The organism is Faecalibacterium prausnitzii (assembly GCF_019967995.1).
Classification (GTDB): Bacteria; Bacillota; Clostridia; order Oscillospirales; family Ruminococcaceae; genus Faecalibacterium; species Faecalibacterium prausnitzii_E.
Genome location: NZ_CP065377.1, coordinates 22,016 through 41,833, shown reverse-complemented (window position 1 = coordinate 41,833; position 19,818 = coordinate 22,016). Strand labels below are relative to the sequence as shown.

At 60.9% G+C, this 19,818-nt stretch carries 16 protein-coding genes; 9 read left to right on the top strand and 7 right to left on the bottom strand.

What is annotated here, in order from left to right:
* Window positions 1-121 precede the first annotated feature (121 nt).
* A complete protein-coding gene (gene tig / locus I5P96_RS00165; RefSeq protein ID WP_223382664.1) occupies window positions 122-1,423 on the top strand; it encodes a trigger factor in 1,302 nt (433 codons plus the stop codon).
* 75 nt (window positions 1,424-1,498) lie between these two features.
* Here tig and I5P96_RS00160 read toward each other — a convergent pair whose 3' ends face one another.
* The 6 genes from I5P96_RS00160 to I5P96_RS00135 form a co-directional block, all read right to left on the bottom strand.
* Complete coding sequence (locus tag I5P96_RS00160) at window positions 1,499-2,278, bottom strand: sulfite exporter TauE/SafE family protein (protein ID WP_223382663.1); 780 nt, start codon at window positions 2,276-2,278, stop codon at window positions 1,499-1,501.
* 1 nt (window position 2,279) lies between these two features.
* Window positions 2,280-2,723, bottom strand: a complete 444-nt coding sequence (locus I5P96_RS00155; protein WP_223382662.1) for a MarR family winged helix-turn-helix transcriptional regulator — start codon at window positions 2,721-2,723, stop codon at window positions 2,280-2,282.
* A 139-nt stretch (window positions 2,724-2,862) separates the two neighbouring features.
* The gene (gene feoB, locus I5P96_RS00150; RefSeq protein WP_223382661.1) at window positions 2,863-5,208 is read right to left on the bottom strand and encodes a ferrous iron transport protein B; all 2,346 of its coding nucleotides are present in this window, start codon (window positions 5,206-5,208) and stop codon (window positions 2,863-2,865) included.
* 153 nt (window positions 5,209-5,361) lie between these two features.
* Window positions 5,362-6,387: a UDP-glucose 4-epimerase GalE gene (galE, locus tag I5P96_RS00145; protein WP_097791249.1), complete on the bottom strand. Its 1,026-nt coding sequence runs from the start codon at window positions 6,385-6,387 to the stop codon at window positions 5,362-5,364.
* Between the two features lie 261 nt (window positions 6,388-6,648).
* Complete coding sequence (locus tag I5P96_RS00140; protein ID WP_118553920.1) at window positions 6,649-7,722, bottom strand: aldose epimerase family protein; 1,074 nt, start codon at window positions 7,720-7,722, stop codon at window positions 6,649-6,651.
* A 254-nt stretch (window positions 7,723-7,976) separates the two neighbouring features.
* Entirely contained in the window at window positions 7,977-11,912 is a 3,936-nt protein-coding gene (locus tag I5P96_RS00135) for an efflux RND transporter permease subunit (protein WP_223382660.1), read from the bottom strand.
* Between the two features lie 291 nt (window positions 11,913-12,203).
* Here I5P96_RS00135 and I5P96_RS00130 point away from each other — a divergent pair, with 291 nt between their 5' ends.
* The 6 genes from I5P96_RS00130 (at window position 12,204) to I5P96_RS00105 (ending at window position 16,556) form a co-directional block, all read left to right on the top strand.
* Window positions 12,204-13,142: a stage 0 sporulation family protein gene (locus tag I5P96_RS00130; protein WP_118553918.1), complete on the top strand. Its 939-nt coding sequence runs from the start codon at window positions 12,204-12,206 to the stop codon at window positions 13,140-13,142.
* A 286-nt stretch (window positions 13,143-13,428) separates the two neighbouring features.
* Window positions 13,429-13,599: a DUF362 domain-containing protein gene (locus I5P96_RS00125; protein WP_097791253.1), complete on the top strand. Its 171-nt coding sequence runs from the start codon at window positions 13,429-13,431 to the stop codon at window positions 13,597-13,599.
* 134 nt (window positions 13,600-13,733) lie between these two features.
* Window positions 13,734-14,411, top strand: a complete 678-nt coding sequence (locus I5P96_RS00120) for a tRNA1(Val) (adenine(37)-N6)-methyltransferase (RefSeq protein WP_223382659.1) — start codon at window positions 13,734-13,736, stop codon at window positions 14,409-14,411.
* 18 nt (window positions 14,412-14,429) lie between these two features.
* A complete protein-coding gene (gene rsmI / locus I5P96_RS00115) occupies window positions 14,430-15,281 on the top strand; it encodes a 16S rRNA (cytidine(1402)-2'-O)-methyltransferase (protein WP_097791255.1) in 852 nt (283 codons plus the stop codon).
* A 22-nt stretch (window positions 15,282-15,303) separates the two neighbouring features.
* A complete protein-coding gene (locus tag I5P96_RS00110; RefSeq protein ID WP_223382658.1) occupies window positions 15,304-15,792 on the top strand; it encodes a YfcE family phosphodiesterase in 489 nt (162 codons plus the stop codon).
* Window positions 15,789-16,556 (top strand): biotin--[acetyl-CoA-carboxylase] ligase, encoded by a 768-nt coding sequence (locus I5P96_RS00105; RefSeq protein ID WP_223382657.1) that lies wholly within the window; start codon window positions 15,789-15,791, stop codon window positions 16,554-16,556. Before I5P96_RS00110 ends, I5P96_RS00105 begins: the two co-directional genes overlap by 4 nt.
* 303 nt (window positions 16,557-16,859) lie before the next feature.
* Here the strand turns inward: I5P96_RS00105 and I5P96_RS00100 are convergent, their stop codons facing one another.
* Window positions 16,860-17,408 carry a gamma carbonic anhydrase family protein gene (locus tag I5P96_RS00100; protein WP_223382656.1) on the bottom strand — a complete coding sequence of 183 codons (549 nt, stop codon included), beginning with the start codon at window positions 17,406-17,408 and terminating at the stop codon, window positions 16,860-16,862.
* A gap of 108 nt (window positions 17,409-17,516) precedes the next feature.
* On the opposite strand from I5P96_RS00100, the gene I5P96_RS00095 reads away from it, so the two are divergent.
* Together I5P96_RS00095 and I5P96_RS00090 are read left to right on the top strand one after the other, a co-directional pair.
* Window positions 17,517-18,491 (top strand): D-alanyl-D-alanine carboxypeptidase family protein, encoded by a 975-nt coding sequence (locus tag I5P96_RS00095; protein WP_223382655.1) that lies wholly within the window; start codon window positions 17,517-17,519, stop codon window positions 18,489-18,491.
* Between the two features lie 25 nt (window positions 18,492-18,516).
* Window positions 18,517-19,803 (top strand): D-alanyl-D-alanine carboxypeptidase family protein, encoded by a 1,287-nt coding sequence (locus I5P96_RS00090; RefSeq protein WP_223382654.1) that lies wholly within the window; start codon window positions 18,517-18,519, stop codon window positions 19,801-19,803.
* Window positions 19,804-19,818: the final 15 nt, after the last annotated feature.

Here is a 19,818-nt window from a genome sequence, read left to right as displayed (position 1 = left end):
AAAGTGTTCTCTTCGCACTTTTTCTCTGTTTTATTATACCGCTTTTGCCCCACTTGTGCTATAATAACTTTACTAATGTTTGAATTCGCTCCTTTTGGGGCAACACGGAGGTTCGATTTCTATGAAACTGGTAAGCGTGGAAACTCCCGAAAAGAGTGTCTGCAAAATGACTTTCAGCGCGACCGCTGAGGAGCTGGAGACCGCATCCAATGCGGTGTATGAGCGCACCCGCGCTTCCTACACCATCAAGGGCTTTGCCAAGGGCGAGGCCGACCGTGCGCAGATCGAAGCTGACCGCGGCGAGCACACCTTCTGGTATGACGCCATCAACGATCTGATGGACCGGGACGTTCCCGCCCTGTACGATGCTGCGATGCAGGAGCACGGCTTCCACGCCGTGGATGAGCCCAGCTACGATCTGGTCAGCGTCAAGAAGGACGAGGGCTTTGTGGCCACCGCCACCACCGCCCTGCAGCCGGAACTGAAGCTGGCCCAGACCACCGGCTTCCAGTCCGAGTGCGTCACCCCGGCTGTCACCGACAAGGAGATCGACGCCGTGCTGGAGCGCCGCCGTGCCGCGGCGGCGGAGCTGGTGCCCCACAAAGGCCCGGCCGTCAAGGGCAACATCGTGCACATCGACTACGAGGGTCTGCTGGACGGCAAGGCCTTTGCAGGCGGCACCGCCCAGAACCAGACCTTGCAGCTGGGCAGCGGCCGGATGATCCCCGGCTTTGAGGACGGCATCCTGGGCCACAAGGGCGGCGAGGAGTTTGAGATCAACGTCACCTTCCCGGCACGCTATCACGCCAAGGATCTGGCAGGCAAGCCGGTCGTCTTCAAGATCAAGCTGCTCGACGTCTGCGTCCGCCAGCTGCCTGCCCTGAACAGCGATTTCGCCAAGAAGATCGGCAAGGTGGACACCATGGAAGCCTTCCGGGAACAGGTCCGCAAGCAGCTGTACGACGGCAAACACGCCAGTGCCCTGAACCGTGCCAAGGACCAGATCCTGACCCAGCTGGCTGCCGCCGCTGAGGGTGAGCTGCCCAGTGTTCTGGTGGAGAGCACCTACCAGCACGAGATGGAGAACATCCAGCAGCAGCTCCAGATGCAGCGGATGAGCCTGGACCGCTACCTGAGCCAGATCCACCAGACCCGCGAGACCTTCACGGCCAACGTGCACGCTGCCGCCGAGAAGAACACCCGCGCCCGGATGGCCCTGCTGCAGGTCGCCCAGAACGAGAACCTCGTCCCCACCGATGAGGAGATCAACAAGAACCTGCAGGAGCGTGCAGACCGCACCAAGAAGACCCTCGAAGAGGTCAAGACCGGTATGAACATCCCGATGATTCAGCGCAATGAGGCCATCCGCCGCGCTGCCGACTGGGTCATTGAGCACTCCACCATTGAGGAAAAAGACGCCTGATTTTTTCAAAATCGTATTCCATTCATACAAAAAAGACCCCCTTCCGAGTTGCCGCTCCGAAGGGGGTCTTGTGCGTTACTTGGTCAGGAAGTTGAAGCCCATGACCACGATGCCCAGCACGACCAGAACGATGCCGGTGGCACGGTTCAGGGTCTTGGGGTCTGCCTTGTTGGCAAACACGGCTGCAATGCGGGCCCACAGGAGGGTGAACACCACGCAGAGCGCCAGAACGAAGGGATCGGGCATTCCGCCGATGGCGAAGTGGGAAACGGCACCGGTCAGGGCGGTGAAGGCCATGATGAAAACGCTGGTGCCGACGGCAGTCTTCAGCTCATAGCCCAGCACACTGGTCAGGATGAGGAGCATCATCATACCGCCGCCAGCGCCCACGAAGCCGCAGATCAGGCCGATGCAGACACCGCACACGACGGACTGGATGGCGCGCTTCTTTGCGGAGACGCCCTGCATGGCCTCCTTGGTGGTCATGACGGGTCGAACGATGAACTTGATGCCCAGCAGGAAGGTCATGAAGACCGAAAAGCTGCCCATGGTGGCCGACGGAAGCAGGCTGGCAAGGTAGCTGCCCACGACCGTGAACACCAGAACGCTGGCCATCATGATGAGGCCATTCTTGATATCCAGATTCTTATTCTTATGGTAGGTATAGGCCGACACCGCACTGGCCAGCACGTCCGACGAGAGAGCGATGCCGACGGCCATGTAAGGGTCCATGCCGAGGAAGGTGATGAGCATCGGGCTGATGACCGCAGCGGCGCTCATACCGGCAAAGCCGGTGCCCAGGCCTGCGCCCATCCCGGCAAAAAAGGTCACAACGATCGTAAACAATCCATTCATCTTACAGTTCTCCTTCCAGAATTTCATCCAGGTTCCGGCCCATCTGTTCCAGGGTCCCATAAAACACATTCAGCCGGGCTTCGTCGATGCCGTTCAGCAGTCGGTCAAAGAAGGCTTCCTGCAGCGCCCGGCCCCGCTGAATGATGGGCTGAGCCTTTTCGGTGCAGAGCAGCTCGGTCTTGCGGCGGTCGTTCGGCACCTGGCAGCGGGTCAGCAGGCCCTCGTGCACGAGCTTGTCCACATTCACCGAGACGAGGTTCGCTTTGATGTGGCGCACCTCTACGATGTCGCTGGCCGTTTTGTAGGTGGGGTTGTTGGCCAGGAACAGCAGGATATCAAACGCCGTCTGGGGCAGGCCGAGTTCCTGGCACAGCGGCTTGCAGACCGCGCTGTAGGCCAGCGCCGTCTTGTTTGCAAATTCCATGCTGGGGTTTTTCTCTCTCATTTTATCGCTCCATTTTTGAATCGTTCATTTTTGAAGTATTTTAGCACGATTTTTGTGCCTTGTCAAGAGCCTCACACAAACAAAGAGCCTGTGCCCAAATCGCTTCGGGTACAGGCTCTTATTATAAAGAACAGATGTTTTACACGAGCGCCAGCGCGAGCATCCGGACGATGAAGGCTGCCACCCATGCCACCACGCACTGGTTCAGGACCATGACGGCTGCCCAGCGGCCGCCCAGCTCCCGCTTGACGGAAGCCACTGCCGCGATGCAGGGGGTGTAGAGCAGGCAGAACACCAGCAGCGGGGCCGCTGCCGCCGGGGACAGCGCCGCACCCAGCGCAGCGGACGAGCCGAACAGGATGGTCAGGGTCGAAACGACGCTCTCCTTTGCCATGAAGCCGGTGATGAGGGCCGTGGAGACCCGCCAGTCCGCAAAGCCCAGCGGGGCAAACAGGGGCGCGATGCCGCTGGCCACAAAGGCCAGGATGCTTTCCTGCGGGTCCGCGGTCAGGCTGAGCTGCAGATCGAAGTTCTGCAAGAACCAGATGACGATGGTCGCCATGAAGATGACGGTGAAGGCGCGCTCCAGAAAATCCCGCGCCTTTTCCCAGAGCAGCTGCATCACATTTTTCAGGCCGGGCAGGCGATAGTTGGGCAGCTCCATGACGAACGGCACCGCCTCGCCGCGGAACAGGGTCCCCTTGAGGGCAAATGCCGCCAGGATGCCCACCGCAATGCCCAGGAAATACAGCCCCACCATGACCAGTGCCGCATGATCCGGGAAGAAGGTCACGGCAAACAGGCTGTAAATGGGGAGCTTGGCCGAGCAGCTCATGAAGGGGGTCAGCAGGATGGTCATCTTGCGGTCCCGCTCGGAGGGCAGGGTGCGGCTGGCCATGACGCCCGGCACCGTGCACCCGAAGCCAATGAGCATCGGCACGATGCTGCGGCCCGAAAGGCCGATGCGGCGCAGCAGCTTATCCATCACAAAGGCCACGCGGGCCATGTAGCCGGTATCTTCCAGCAGCGAGAGGAAGAAGAACAGGGTCACGATGATGGGCAGGAAGCTCAGCACACTGCCCACGCCCGTGAAGATGCCGTCGATGACCAGCGAGTGAACCGTCTCGTTGACGTTCCAGTAGGTCAGGGCATCGTCCACAAAGACGGTCAGGTTCTCGATCCCGATCTCCAGCAGGCTCTGTAGACCTGCGCCGATGACGCCGAAGGTGAGGTAGAACACCAGCGCCATGATGCCCACAAAGGCCGGGATGGCCGTGTATTTGCCGGTCAGGAACTGGTCGATCCGGCTGCTGCGCACCTGCTCCTTGCTCTGATGCGGCTTCACCACGGTCTGATCCACCAGCTGGTGGATAAAGTGGAACCGCATATCCGCAATGGCGGCGGCACGGTCCAGCCCGCGCTCCTGCTCCATCTGCACGATGATGTGCTCGATCATCTCTTTTTCGTTCTGGTCCAGTTTGAGGGCTTCCTCAATACGGGCGTCGCCCTCCACCAGCTTGGTGGCCGCGAACCGCACCGGGATGCCGGCCGCTCTGGCGTGATCCTCGATGAGGTGGATGATACCGTGGATGCAGCGGTGCACCGCGCCGCCGTGGTCCTCCTCGCCGCAGAAGTCGAGCCGGCCCGGACGCTCCTGGTACTTGGCCACATGGATCGCATGGTCCACCAGTTCGTCCACGCCCTCGTTCTTAGCCGCCGAGATGGGCACCACCGGGATGCCCAGCATGGCTTCCATCTGGTTGATGCGGATGGTGCCGCCGTTGCCGCGCACCTCGTCCATCATGTTCAGGGCCAGCACCATGGGGGTATCCAGCTCCATGAGCTGCATCGTCAGATACAGGTTGCGCTCGATGTTGGTCGCGTCCACGATGTTGATGATGCCGGTCGGCTTTTCGCCGATGATGAACTGGCGGGTGACGATCTCCTCGCTGGAATAGGGCGACATCGAGTAGATGCCGGGCAGGTCGGTGACTTCCGTTTCCGGGTGCTCCTTGATGGCACCGCTCTTCCGGTCCACCGTGACGCCGGGGAAGTTGCCCACATGCTGGTTGGAGCCAGTGAGCTGGTTGAACAGGGTCGTCTTGCCGCAGTTCTGGTTGCCCGCCAGCGCAAAGGTCAGGGTCTTGCCCTCTGGCAGGGGATGCTCGCCCTGTTTGGTGTGGTAGCGTCCGCCTTCGCCCAGACCCGGATGCTCCACCATCTTGTTCTCCCGCCGGGCGGGTGCAGCGGTGGGCGCGGCCGCGGCCGGGGTGATCTCGATCTGCGCTGCGTCGTCCAGGCGCAGGGTCAGTTCATAGCCGTGGATCTGCAGCTCCATGGGGTCGCCCATGGGTGCAAACTTCACCAGCGTGACCTTCTCGCCGGGGATCAGCCCCATGTCCAGAAAATGCTGCCGCAGGGCTCCCGCCCCGCCCACTGCGTCAATAACGGCACTTTCGCCGATCTTCAGTTCTTTTAATGTCATGGCCAATGCCTTTCTGTTTCGACAGATTGTTAGCTCGTAGAAACAGTTTTAATATATGCTAACTGCCCGGCATTGTCAAGGCAGACAGCGAAAAAAAGCCCGCCTCATCCGGTATGGAGCGGACGAAGCGGGCCTTGCGTTTTCGTTGGTTTTTTACTTCACGGTGTGGTAGCCGTCGGGGTTCTTCTGCTGCCAGTTCCAGCTGTCGGCGCACATCTCCTCGATGCCGTACTCGGCCTCCCAGCCCAGCTCACGCTTGGCCTTGGAGGGGTCGGCGTAGCACTCGGCGATGTCGCCGGGGCGGCGCGGGTCGATGACATAGGGGATCTTTTTGCCGCAGGCCTTCTCGAAGGCATGGATGACATCCAGCACGCTGTAGCCGTGGCCGGTGCCCAGGTTGCAGATGAAGAGGCCGCACTTGGTCTCCAGCTTCTTGATGGCGCAGACATGGCCGCGGGCCAGGTCCACGACGTGGATGTAGTCGCGCACGCCGGTGCCGTCGGGGGTGGGGTAGTCGTTGCCGAAGACGTGGACTTTTTCCAGCTTGCCAATGGCGACCTTGGCGATGTAGGGCATCAGGTTATTGGGGATGCCGTTGGGGTCCTCGCCGATGAGGCCGGACTTGTGGGCACCGATGGGGTTGAAGTACCGCAGCAGGGCCACGTTCAGCTCCGGGTCAGCCTTGCAGACATCGGTCAGGATGCGCTCGGTGAAGGCCTTGGTGGTGCCGTAGGGGTTGGTGGTGGCACCAACGGGGAAATCCTCGGTGATGGGCACAGAGGCGGGGTCGCCGTAGACGGTGGCCGAAGAGCTGAACACGAAGTTGTGGCAGTTGTGGCGGCGCATCACGTCCAGAATGACCAGCGTGCAGTTCAGGTTGTTGTAGTAGTATTCGATGGGCTTGGAGACGCTCTCGCCGACGGCCTTGTAGGCGGCGAACTGGATGACGGCGTCGATGTCCGGGCACTCGGTGAAGATCTTCTCCACGTCCTCGTGTCTGGTCATATCCGCATTGTAGAAGCGGAAGTCCTTCCCGGTGATCTGCTTGACGCGGTCGAGCACCACAGGGGAAGCATTGTAGTAGTTGTCTGCCACCACCACATCGTAGCCTGCGTTCAGCAGCTCGATGCAGGTATGGCTGCCAATATAACCGGCACCGCCGGAAACCAGAATTGCCATAGCAAAATACCTCACTTCTCACCGTATTGTGAGCGGGGCGTTTCCCCGTCTCCATCTGCCTAAAGCATACCGCGTTTTGCGGGCAGAATCAAGTATCCATCTTTCTATTCCTCTGGATTTTTGTTGCCTGACAGTTTTTGACTTTTTGATGACGCATGATTTTTCGCATGTTGCCCATGGAGAGACGCCGCACTTTGTGCAAATAGGAGAAAAGCAAAAACAAAGCGTCGGGCCTTCTATGCAGGCCGGACGCTCTGCTGGTTACAGCTTCCCGCACTGTTTGCCGGTGAAGAACCGCAGGGTCGTGTTGGCGCGGAACACTTTTCCGGCCCGCAGGACCGTGGAGGGGAACTCCGGGTGAGAGGGGCTGCAGGGGAAGTGCTGGGTCTCCAGCGCAAAGCCGCCGTATTTCTGCATCGGGATGCCGCCCTTGCCGGGGGCAGGGCAGTCCTGCAGGAAGTTGGCTGTGTAGAGCTGGACGCCGGGCTGGGTGGTGTAGACCTTCATGCTGATGCCGGTCTGATCGCTGGAAGCCCAGGCGCAGAGGCTCTGGCTGGCCCCGCGGCCCCGGTCGATGACGAAGCAGTGGTCGTAGCCGCCGCCCGCCATGGTAGTCTGAGAAAAGCCGGTGTCGATGTCCCGGCCGATGATCTTGCCCGCCCGGAAATCCATGGGCGTATTGTCCACCGGCAGGATGTTGCCGGTGGGGCAGGTCTCGTTGTTGCCCTCCAGATAGCGGGACGCATAGAGGCGCAGCTTCTGGTTCAGCACGTCCCCGCCTCCATCGAGGTTGAAATAGGTATGGTTGGTCAGGTTCAGGATGGTGTCGGCATCGGACGAGACGCGGTAGTCCATCCGCAGGGCGTTGTCCTCGGTGAGGATGTACCGCACCGAAACTTTCAGGTTGCCGGGGAAGCCGTCCTCGCCCGCCGGGCTCTCGGTCTCCAGCAGCAGGGTATCGCCGAAGGCCTTGACGTCGTAGATCTTTTTGGGGAAGGTGCCGTGCAGATGATTCCTGCCGTTGTTGGGCTCCAGCTGGTATTTCCTGCCGCCCACGCTGAACTCCGCGTTCTCGATGCGGTTGGCGTACCGCCCCACAAAGGCGCCGCAGCAGGTGCTGCTGGAAGAATTGAAATCCTGTTCGTAGTCGGCAAAGGTATCGTGGCCCACCACGACATCCACCGGACCCTGTTTTGTGGGGACAAAGATGTTTTTGATCACGCAGCCGTAATTCAGCACACTGACCGCCAGCCCGCCGGGATTCGACATGATGTATTCATTGACTTTCTCGCCGTCTCTGGTCACACCAAAGGGCCTGGAGCGAAACTGTGCCATAGGGCTTCGCCTCCTTTTTCGAAATGTTTGGATACCACACTCTCGGTTATATCCTTTATTATTATGATTATATCACAATTTGCATCTTCTGTGTGGACATCTTTTTAGGTTTATCAGCCAATATTTCGAGATATTTTTTGGTGAAAATGACCCGCTCCGGCGGATCCGAAGGGGGAATGCCCCGGTCGGCCGGGCCGCAGGCAGCAAAAGAGCCGCCCGCCTGGAACGGCGGACGGCTCTGGGGAACTTCAGGTTCAGCCCTCCGGCTGTGCGGAGGAGGCCTGGGCGATATACTCGGCGGCATCGTCGGGGATGTCGTCAAGCTCATCGTCGCTGCCGACATCGACGTTCAGCGGCGGCTTCCTGAAGAGGATATCGTACAGGATGGGCACGATATACAGGGTCATCAGGGTGGCATAGCTCAGGCCGCAGATGATGACGATGGCCATGCCGCTCATGAGCTGGCTCGCCATATCGTTGCTGAACACCAGCTGGAGCATGGCCAGCACGGTGGTCAGGGTGGTCATCAGGATGGGGCGCATACGGGTCTTGCCGGTGGCGATCAGGGCCGCACGGCGCTCCATACCGCCCAGACGCAGCTGGTTGGCGTAGTCCACGAAGACGATGCCGTTGTTGACGACGGTGCCCATCAGGACGATGAAGCCCATCAGGGAGATCATGGTCAGCTGCTGGCCGGTGAAGAGCATGCCCAGCAGGCCGCCGGTGAAGGCCAGCGGGATGGTGAACAGGACGATGAAGGGAGAGAGCAGGCTCTGGAACTGGGCCACCATGACCAGATAGACGAAGGGCAGGGCCAGGGCCAGCCACTGCACCATCTCGTTGACCATAAAGTTGACGGAGTCGGACTCGCCGCCCATCGAGAAGGAGCAGCCCTCCGGCATCTCATCGGAGAGGGCGAACTCGTTCAGCTTCTTTTCCAGAACACGGGCCTGCACAGTGGTGTTGTAGCCGTCCAGCGTGTCGGCCGTGACGCTGACGTACTGGGTCTGATCCTCGCTGGTGATGGAGTCCGGCGCACTGCCGGTGTCCCAGGTGGCCATATCGGCCAGGGTGCAGGTGCCGGTGCTGGTGGTGCCGTCGGCAGACATGACGGTGGTCTCAAAGGTGATGTCCATCATGTTTTCCTTGGTGACGGGGTCCAGATTGTTGCTGATCTGGACGCTCATGGTGCTGCCGTCCACGGTCACGGGGGTCTGGGCCGTGGTGGTGGTGGTCAGCTTGGCAGCGATCTGCTGGTAGACCTGGGCCACGGTCAGGCCGTAGGAGCGGACCTTGTCGCGGTCGATCTGCAGGTTGATGGTGGCGTCGCCGCTGCCCAGACCGTTGGTCGCATTGGCAAAGCCCTCGGTATCGTTGACGATGTCCACGACCTTCTCCGACAGCTGGGAAAGGGTCTCGGAATCGGCACCGTAGATCTTCACGCTCAGGCCGCTGGCCAGCTGGCTGGTCAGCTCCTGCATCCCGCTGATCTCGACCTTGGCGGTGCAGTCCTCGATGCCGGAAAGGGCATCTTCGAGCGCCTGCCGGGCCGTCTCGATCTCGGAAGAAGAGAGGGATTCATCCAGCATGACGTTGACCTGATAGGTGCCGTAGCTGTTGGCGGCGTTCAGCAGGTCGGTGATGGTGGTGGGCAGGCCCAGCTGGCCGATGTCCATCCCGGCCACGCGGGTGTCGGTGGTGATGCCCACTTCTTCCACATGGTCCACCTCCAGCATGGCCTCCACGGCCTTGCCAGCGATGGCGTAGGAATCCTCTTTGCTGAGGTCCTTGGTGGTGCTCAGGGTCACGATGGCCTCGTTGCTGGTGATGGTGGGCAGCAGCTCCACACCCATGGAGAAGACCCGCCAGCCGCAGAAGGCCAGCAGCACCACCGCTGCCAGCAGGGGCAGGGCGCGGTGCCGGAAGCACCACTCCAGACTCTTGGCGTACTTGTCCTGGATCTTGTCGAACCACTTCAGCTGCTTGGGCTCAGCCTTTTTCAGCACGGTGGAAGCAGCCGCCGGGACAACGGTGAGGGCCACGATAAGCGAGGCCATGAGGCAGTAGCCGATGCAGAGGGACATGGGCTGCATCAGGCTCTTGACGATGCTCGACGAGAAGACGACGGGCAGGAAGACGCAGACGGACGTCAGGGTAGACGCCACGACCGACATGCCCACCTGCTTTGCGCCCTGCACGGCGGCGCGGGCCGCCGGGACGCCCCGGCCGCGCAGACGGTAGATGTTCTCGATGACGACGATGGAGTTATCCACCAGCATACCGATGCCCAGCGACAGGCCGGCCAGCGTCATGACGTTCAGGTCCATGCCGGTGAAGTACATCAGCACCACAGCGAACAGGACCGACAGCGGGATGCTGAAGCCGACGACGAGGGTGGGCTTGACATCCCGCAGGAAGAGGGCCAGCACGATGATGGCCAGTGCCGCACCGATGACCATGCTGCTCAGGATGCTCTTGACGATGATGGTGATATAGTTGCCCTGGTTGGACAGAACGACCACATGCAGGCCGTCGTACTGGGCTTCCAACTCCTGGAAGGCGGACAGGCAGTTGTCCGACACTTCGCTGGCGCTGGAGGTGGCGCCCTTGTAGATCTTCAGCACGGCTGCGCGCTCGCCGTTCAGGCGGGTGTAGCTGGCCTCGGCGTTGTCGATGACCTCAACGTCGGCCACGTCCGACAGGCGGACATCCCCGAAGCCGTCCACATGGAGCAGCAGGGCACCGGAGATATCCTCGATGCTGTCGTATTCCTCGCCGACCTTCAGCAGCCAGCTCTTGCCGCTGGAATCCTTGACGTAACCGGCGGGCATCGAGAAGTTCTGGGCATAGATGAGCTGTGCCAGCGTGTCGATGTCCAGCAGCTTGGAGACGTCGGAGCTGGCCATCGCCTTTTCTTCAGCGTCCGCGTAGGTCTGCTTTGCCTCGGCGAGCTGCTTTTCGTACTCGTTCAGCATCTCGCGGGCTTCGGTGAACTTCATATAAGCCTGCATCTGCTGCTGCGAGTAGGTGCCCAGTGCATCCGAGAAGGTGCTCATCAGGCCGGGGACATCGTCCATGGCCTTGATGACGTCGTTCAGGGTATTGTAGATCGTGTTCAGGCTCTGCTGCACCTGCAGATCATCGGCCAGATCTGCCGCCGTGCTGCCCTCCGTGCCGGACTCGGTGTTCAGGCGCTGCTGCAGCTGCTGCAGTGCGCCGGTCAGTTTATCGGTGATATCGCGCAGCTCGGCCACGATCTCAATGAGGGAGTCGATGTCCTTCATGCCCGTCTCGTTGAACTTGTCCATGACCCGCTGCAGGCCGTCGCGGACGTCGATCAGGGCCTGCTGGATCTCCGGCTCCTGCACCACGGCGATGAGCTGGTTCACGCTGTCCAGCAGGGCCTGTGCCTGCTTGCGGACGGTCTCGACCGCCTCGCCGACCTGGCCGCTGAACTGCTGCATCACCGTATCCGAAACGGTCTTATTATAATTTTTGAACTGGCGGTCGTATTCCTTGCGGCCCGCTTCGATCTGAGCCTCGGCGCTCTCCAGCTGCTTGCGCGCATCGGCCAGCTGGACGTCGATCACTTCCAGCAGCTTTTCGTTGATGGCGTCGATCTTCTCCTGGCTGAGCTGGACCTGCACCATCTTTTCGATCAGGCCGTTGGCGGACACGCTGGAAACGCCGCCCTTGCGCTCCACGTAGGGCACAAGGGTGTCGCTGACGAACTCTGACAGGTCATACACATCGCTGCCCTCGCGGCTGACGGCCGCAGTCATAAAGGCATTCATGTTCAGGCTGTACTCGATGATCGAAGGGGTCAGACAGCTGCTCGGCAGGCTGGCCGTGGTCTGATCCACCTTGTTCGACACCTTGACCATGGCGCTGTTCATATCCGTATCATCGGAGAATTGCATCAGCAGAAGGCTGTAATTCTCCGCCGAGGTGGCGGTGACTTTTTCCACACCCGCCACGGTGCCCAATGCGTTCTGCATCACGTCGGAGACTTCGCTCTCCACACGCTCCGGGCTTGCACCGGGGTAGACCGTAACCACCATCAGGTACGGTGTATTCACGTCGGGCAGAAGGTTGGTCTGCATGTTGCTGATGGACACAAAGCCCAGCATCAGCACCATGATGACCGCCACCAGCACCGTGAACGGTTTTTTGACACTGAATTTTTCCATTTTATCCTACCGTTTCTTTGCTTGCGCCGTGCGCTCCACGGCCAGCGCCCTCAAAAGGGCAATCTTACATGATTCCTATTATACACAAGGTCTGAGGGGTTGCAAGGGTGCAGGGTGAATCTTTTGCAAAATTTAGTCAGTTTTCGCTAGAGATACGGCTCAGCCGCCGGGATTGTTGCAGAGGAATTTGATTTTTCATAGAAAATTGCACTCAAGTATGTTATACTGTTTCAAGAATGGCTCTTCAGGCTCAGATCTCTGAGCGTTTCAGAAAATAGAACGAGGACAACTATGAAACAAGTGATCTCTGTCCGTTTCAAGGAAAACGGAAAAAGCTACTATTTCGACCCTGCCGGGGCCGAGATCAGGACCGGCGACTACGTCATCGTGGAGACCGCCCGCGGCATCGAGTGCGGCGAGGTGGTGCAGGGCGTCCGGGAACTGACCGACGCCGCCGTGCCCAAGGCGCTCAAGCCCATCACCCGGATGGCCGACAGCGTGGATGTGCGCCGGATGCGCCAGAACCGCGAGGACGAGAAGCGCGCCTACCACACCTGCCAGGAGTGCATCGCGCGCCACGGCCTGGAAATGAAGCTGGTGGAGGCCGAATACACCCTCGACCGCTCCAAGATCATGTTCTACTTCACCGCCGACGGCCGCGTGGACTTCCGCGAGCTGGTCAAGGACCTGGCCGGCATCTTCCACACCCGCATCGAGCTGCGCCAGATCGGCGTGCGCGACGAGAGCAAGATGATCGGCGGCCTGGGCATCTGCGGCCAGCCGTTTTGCTGCTCCCGCTTCCTCAAGGACTTTCAGCCCGTCTCCATCAAGATGGCCAAGGAGCAGGGTCTCTCGCTGAACCCCACCAAGATCAGCGGTGCCTGCGGCCGCCTGATGTGCTGCCTGGCCTATGAGGAGAGCGCCTACGAGTATCTGAACAGCATCATGCCCATGGTGGGCAGCACCGTGCGCACCCCGGACGGCCTAGGCACCGTTCTGGAAGTGAACCCGGTGTCCGGCTACCTGCGGGTGCGCTGCGGCACCGAGGCCCTGACCCCGCGGTACTACAAAGTGGGCGTCTGCGAGTACGTCAGCGGCGGCAAGCGCGCCCCCCGCCGCCCCGACCCGGATGACGATTATTCCGGTGTGCGCAACCCGGCCCCCGTGGTGGCCGCAGCCGACGCCAATGGCCGCACCGGCTGTGGAAACTGCCCCAAAAAAGAGAAATAATTCCCAGAAAAACAGTGGGAAATCACAGTGGTTAGTATCGTAAAACTAACCGTATTTCGTGATTTTCGCTAAAAATCTCTCTCAATTTTCCCCCAAAGTTAGCCTTTGCTTTTGTGCAACCCCACAAAAAACAAAAAAACGTCTTTTCGTTGGCACGGTTAGTCTTGCCTTTTCATTTTTGGTTTGCTAGAATGCAGACAAGGAAGAATTCCGGAGAGGCATGCTGGTACCGTGCGAGGGCAGGCGTCTCCTAAACATTGGCACGGGAATAAAGGAGAGTTTTATTATGGCACACAAGGTTTCTGACGCATGTGTTGGCTGCGGCGCTTGCGAGGGCGCTTGCCCCGTTGGTGCAGTCACCGTTGAGGGTGGCGTTGCAGTTGTGAACGCAGACGCTTGCATCGATTGCGGCGCTTGCGAGGGCGCTTGCCCCACCGGTGCGATCACCGCTGAATAAGTTTCGCGGCGAGATCCGTAAAAACGCATCAAAAGCAGCAGACCTGTCAAAAGCGGGTCTGCTGCTTTTCTTTCATGCACAATTTTCCCGGCTTTTCGGCCCCGATATTTTGGTAAAGGATGCAGCTTGCAGATATGGAACATTCCACCGAGATTTTGTATAATAAAACAGAAGTCTTCTGTTCTGCGGTCCACCGGTTCGGCTCAGACGCGTTGCTGCTGGCCCGCTTTGCCGAGCCAAAGCGGCTCCAGCGCGCGGCAGACCTGTGTTCCGGCTGCGGCATCGTCAGCCTGGAATGGCACGACCGGGGCCACCGCGGCCCCTGCGCAGCCATCGAGCTGCAGCCGGAAGCCAGCGCCCTGCTCTCCGAGGCGCTGGCGGCCCAGAACATCGACCACATCAACCCCTGCTGCACCGACCTGCGCACCTTCCGCGAAGGGGAGGGCAGCTTTGACCTGTGCGCCTGCAACCCGCCCTATTTCACGGCGGGCTTCCAGAGCAGCGACCCCGCCCGCGCCACGGCCCGCCACGAGACGGACTGCACCCTAGAAGACGTCTGCCGCTGCGCGTTCCGCCTGCTCAAAGACGGCGGGCGGCTCGCGCTGTGCCACCGGCCGGAACGGCTGGCCGAGGTGCTGGCCGTGCTGCGGGCCCACCGCCTGGAGCCCAAACGACTGGCCTTTGTGAAAAATCAGCCGGATGCCGCGCCCTGGCTCTTTCTGGTGGAGGCGCAGAAGAACCGGAAGACCGGCCTGCGCATTGAGCCGGACGTGCTCCTTTCGACCGGAGCAGCCCTGTACGGGAAACAATAAATTTTGGAGGTACTCCCCATGGCAGGAACCTTATACATCGTCGCGACCCCCATCGGCAACCTGGATGACATGCCGCCCCGCGTGGCGGCAACTTTCGGCGCGGCGGACTTCATCGCCGCCGAGGACACCCGCGTGACCATGAAGCTGCTCAACTTCCTCGGCCTGAAAAAACCGATGGTCAGCTACTACGAACATGCCCTGCAAAAGGGCGAGGGCATCCTCCGCCGCATCGAGGCGGGCGAGAACTGCGCCCTCTGCTCGGACGCCGGGATGCCCTGCGTCTCCGACCCCGGCGAGGTCATCGTGCGGGATGCGCTGGCGCGTGGCATCCGGGTGGTGCCGGTGCCGGCCGCATCGGCCTGCGTCACGGCGCTGGCGGTCTCCGGCCAGGATACCTCCCGCTGGGTGTTCGAGGGGTTCCTGCCCGTGAACAAAAAGCAGAAGCGGGAGCGGCTGGCCGAGCTGCAGGGCGAGAAGCGGACAGTCATCTTCTACGAAGCACCCCACAAGCTGCGCACCACGCTGGACGACCTCACGACGGCTTTTGGCACCGAGCGGAGCATCACCCTCTGCCGGGAACTGACCAAGCTGCATGAGGAGATCTGGAAGACCACCCTCGGCGAGGCACAGGCCCACTACGCCGGGAACGAGCCGCGCGGCGAATACGTTCTGGTCATGGCCGGAGCGCCCGCTGCCGAGGCTGAAGAGAGCCTGACGCTGGAACAGGCCGCACAGCGGGCACTGGAGCTGACCGGGGAGGGCTACGGCCCCACGGCTGCCGCCAAGGCCGCCGCGCAGGGCACCCCCTACTCCAAGAGCGAAGTCTACAAACAGATGCTGGCGTTGCAGGCCGGCGAAACGGAAGAATAAATTTTGAGGAGGACTTGGTCCCGTGACGAAACTTTTGATCCTGAGTGACAGCCACAACAGCACCGGCGCAGTCGAGCGCATCCTTCACGCGGAGAGCGATGCGACCGCCGTCATCTTTCTGGGCGACGGCCTGCGCGACCTGGAAGAAGCGCTGACGTTCTACCCGAAGATGAAGGTCTACGCCGTGGCCGGAAACTGCGATTTTGGTGCGCTGGAACCGCTGGACGGCCTGGCCGCCTTCGATCAGGTCGTCATTTTCTATACACATGGTCACATGTACGGTGTAAAATACGATCTGGACACGCTAACCGATGCCGCCGAGGCCCGCGGCGCGGAGGTGGCCCTGTTCGGCCACACCCACGTCCCGGTGGCCGAACAGCACGGATCGGTGTTCCTGTTCAACCCCGGCTCCTGCGGCCGGTGCTACACCGGGCCCAACACCTACGGCATCCTGACGCTGGACAAGGGCAGGATCGTCCACCATGAACACAAAGAGGTACCGCATCAATGAGCATCAATGAAGTGCGCTATCTGACCGAATGCGGCAGCACCAACGCCTATGTGAAAGAGCATTTTGAAGAATTCGGCCCGGTGGGCGCGGTCTACACCACCAACCAGACCGCCGGGCGGGGCCGTCTGGGCCGCACCTGGGTCAACGCAGAGGGCCGGGCGCTCTATTACACCGTCGCCATCCGGGAGCCGCTGGCGCAGCCCGCCACCCTGCCGCTGCTGGCCAGTCTGGCCGTGCGCGACCAGCTGAAGCTGCGCTACGGCGTAGACTGCCAGATCAAGTGGCCCAACGACCTGCTGCTGAACGGCAAAAAGATCGTGGGCATCCTCTGCGAGAGCGTGTCCTACGGCTACGAGCAGCAGGGCCGGGGCATCCTGTGCGGCATCGGCATCAACCTGGCCCAGCCGCAGAGCTATTTTGACGCAGCCGACCTGCCCCACGGCACCTCGCTGGAGCTGCAGGGGGCCAAGGTGGACCTTTCCACCGACTCCGAATGGCTGGCCGAGGGGCTGACCGATTTCGGCTTCGACCGCCCGATGTACGTCTTTGCGCGGGACGGCTTTGCACCCTTCCGGGACGAATACAAGGCCGCCTGCATCAACATCGGCCGCCGCGTGACATTTGACCTGCCGGGCGGCGGGCAGGGTGCCGGTGAGGCCATCGACGTGGACGAGGACGGCCGGTTGGTCGTCCGCACCGACAGCGGCGAAGAGCATGTCTTCACCGGTGAAGTCTCGGTGCACGGCATCTACGGCGCTGTATGACCCTCTCCCAAAGGGCGGGAGTGTCGTAAGAATATCTTTTTGAAAACAAACAGGAACCCCCTCCGGCGCTTGCGGTACACCGGAGGGGGTTCCTGTTTTGGGGTATTGCTTTGGTGTGAGGAGGAATCATGTGCAAGGGAGACGGTTGCGGCCCCGCTCCCTTGTAATTCATAGTATACCCGATTTCCGAACAAAAGTCATTACATTCTTGTGAAATCTTGTGAAAATTTTGTTAAGCATCCGGCCCTGAAATTTCGTCGCTTTTCCGAAAAATCATCCGGTGTGAGCCGGTTCGATGAAAGTTCATTTCGTTTTCGCTTCCGTTTCGATGATTTCGCATTGTTTCACCGCCTCGGCATGTGCCTCGGCATCGCCGACATAGTGGACGGCATTTTCGATGTTGTGCGCAGCCTGGTCGGGGCGGATGGTCTTGATGATCTTCGCCGGGACGCCTACCGCCACCGAGCCGTCCGGGATGACCATTCCTTCCGGCACCAGCGCCCCCGCGCCGATGATGCAGTTCCGGCCGACGACGCAGTGGTTGAGCAGGGTCGCGTGCATCCCGATGAGGCTTCCGTCGCCCACGGTGCAGCCGTGAACGAGCGCGCTGTGCCCCACCGTCACGTTTTTGCCCAGCGTCACCGCGCCGCCGGGGTCGCAGTGCAGGACTGCGTTGTCCTGCACGTTGGTGTTCTCACCAAGGGTCAGGGTGCCGTCGTCACCCCGCAGCACGGCTCCGTACCAGACGCTGGAGCCTTTCTCCAGCACCACGTCGCCCAGCACCGTTGCGTTGGGGGCCACAAAGGCTGCACCGCAGTCCTGTGGCGTTTTTCCACGAAATTGGATCATCATTGTTGAAAAACCACCTTTCTCTTTTCGCTCATTTATGGTATTCTTTTAATAGTTCGTTTTGATTTTGGGGATCAGGGAAGCCCGAAACTTCCAAAGGAGCATTCTTTCATGAACCATCCTGCTTTTGTACGCCGGGTGCTCGCGCTGGTTTTGACCGCCGCCGTGGCGGTGGCCGCAGCGCTTCCCGGCTTTGCCGTTTACGCCATGCCCATCCAGACCGCCTATCCGCAGGAGTCGATCTACCTCTTCGATGCCGACACCGGCGAGGCCATCGTGGAACAGAACCCGGATATGGTCCGGCATGTGGCCAGCCTGACCAAGATGATGACGGCCCTGCTCGTGATCGAGAACGGGTCAGACCTCAACGCCAGCATCACCATCCCGGACCGTCTGACACCGGAGTTCCAGTCCATCAAGGCCAATCGGGGCCATACCATCGGCCTGCAGGCAGGGGAGAGCGTGCGCCGCATCGACCTGCTGTATGCCATGCTCCTGCCCAGTGCCAACGACGCGGCCAGTGTGCTGGCCAGCGATGCCGCCGGGGGAGACCTGGCCGCCTTTGCGGCCCGGATGAATGCCCGCGCCCGCCAGCTGGGCTGCACGACCACCCATTTCTCCTGCCCGCACGGCCTGTACGATGCCAACAACTATTCCACCGCGCGGGACCTGGCGAAGATCGCGCTGGCCTGTTACGCGAACCCGACCTACCGGCAGGTAGCCGACACGGTACTCTACCAGCTGCCCGCCACCAATGTACATGAAGCCCGGACCATCACCACCACGAACAAGCTGCTGCAGCCGGGCAGCACGGCCTACCGCAGCTACGCCCACGGCATGAAGACCGGTTTCACGACCAAGGCCGGGCGCTGCTTCGTCACCTTTGCCCAGCAGGACGGCCACACCTACGGTCTGGTCATCCTTGGCTCAAACAGCCAGAATATTTTCCGGGAAGCCTCCGAGCTGCTGGACTGGGCCTTCACCAGCCCGGAGCTGCACCCCGTGCAGACCACCACGCAGCCGGAAGCCGCCGCCCCGGCCCAGCCCGAAAAGCCGCTGACCTTCTGGCAGCTCCTGTTCAGCTGATTTGAAATTTTGGGAGGATACGCTCATGCAAAACACTACGCTCTTCCGCCGGATGGCGGCTCTGCTGCTGACGGTCGTGCTGGCCGTCTCGACCGCGCTGCCCGGTCTGGCTGTGTACGAGATGCCCATCCAGACCGCCAACGAGGGCGAGTCGGTCTATCTGTTCAACGCAGACATCGACAAGCCCATCCTGGACCAGAACGCCGGGCAGCAGCGGTATATCGCCAGCCTGACCAAGATGATGACGGCCCTGCTCTTTCTCGAAAGCGGCAAAGACCTGAACGAAGAGATCACCATCCCCACCAGCCTGACGCAGGAGTTCAAGGACATCCAGAACGCCAACGGCAGCACCATGAATCTGCGCATCGGCGAGACCGTGCGCCGCATCGACCTGCTGTACGGCCTGCTGGTGGCCAGCGCCAACGATGCCGCCAGCGTCATCGCCAACGATGTGGCGGGCAGCCTGCCCAATTTTGTCGCGATGATGAACCAGAAGGCCCAGGAGCTGGGCTGCACCAGCACCAGCTTCACCTGTGTGCACGGACTGTACGATTACGGCAACGTCTCCTCGGCCCGTGACCTCGCGCTCATCGCCTCGGCCTGCGCCGCCAACGAGACCTATATGAAGGTCGCCAACACCCTGAGCTACACCCTCCCGGCCACCAACCTGCACCAGAACGAGCGGAGCATCACCTCCACCAACCTGATGCTGAACCCCGAATATTCCTACTATCGCGACTACATCCGGGGCATGAAGACCGGCTTCACCACGCTGGCAGGCCGCTGCTATGTCACCTTTGCCCAGAAGAACGGCCACACCTACGGTCTGGTCATCCTCGGCTCCGACCTGGACAACATTTACAAAGAAGCCTCCGAGCTGCTGGACTGGGCCTTCGCCAGCTTTGCAGACCGGAGACTGGTGGACACCACCACCCCGCTGACCACCGTGCCCCTGACCAAGTGCCGCAGTGCGGAGGCCGTCGAGCTCTACGCCGCCGAACCGGTCAGCGGCTACGGCCACGCCGATGACAAAGTCACCTACAGCTTTGCGCTGCCGGAGCGCGTCTCCGCCACCGTCAAGGCCGATGCAGTCCTCGGCCAGGCCACCGTCTATCTGGACGGCTACGAGGTCGGCACCGTAGACCTTGTGACCCATCAGGAATACGTGTCGGATTTCCGCACCGACCTCAAGAGCACCCTGCTCCTGATGGCCGCACTCGTGCTCCTCCTCGCCGTTCTGAGCTGTGTCACCCTCGTCTCCGGCGGCAGCTCCCTGAACCGGAACCGCAGGCGGAGAGCCAATCGAAAATGAGAACGATGCAAAAGC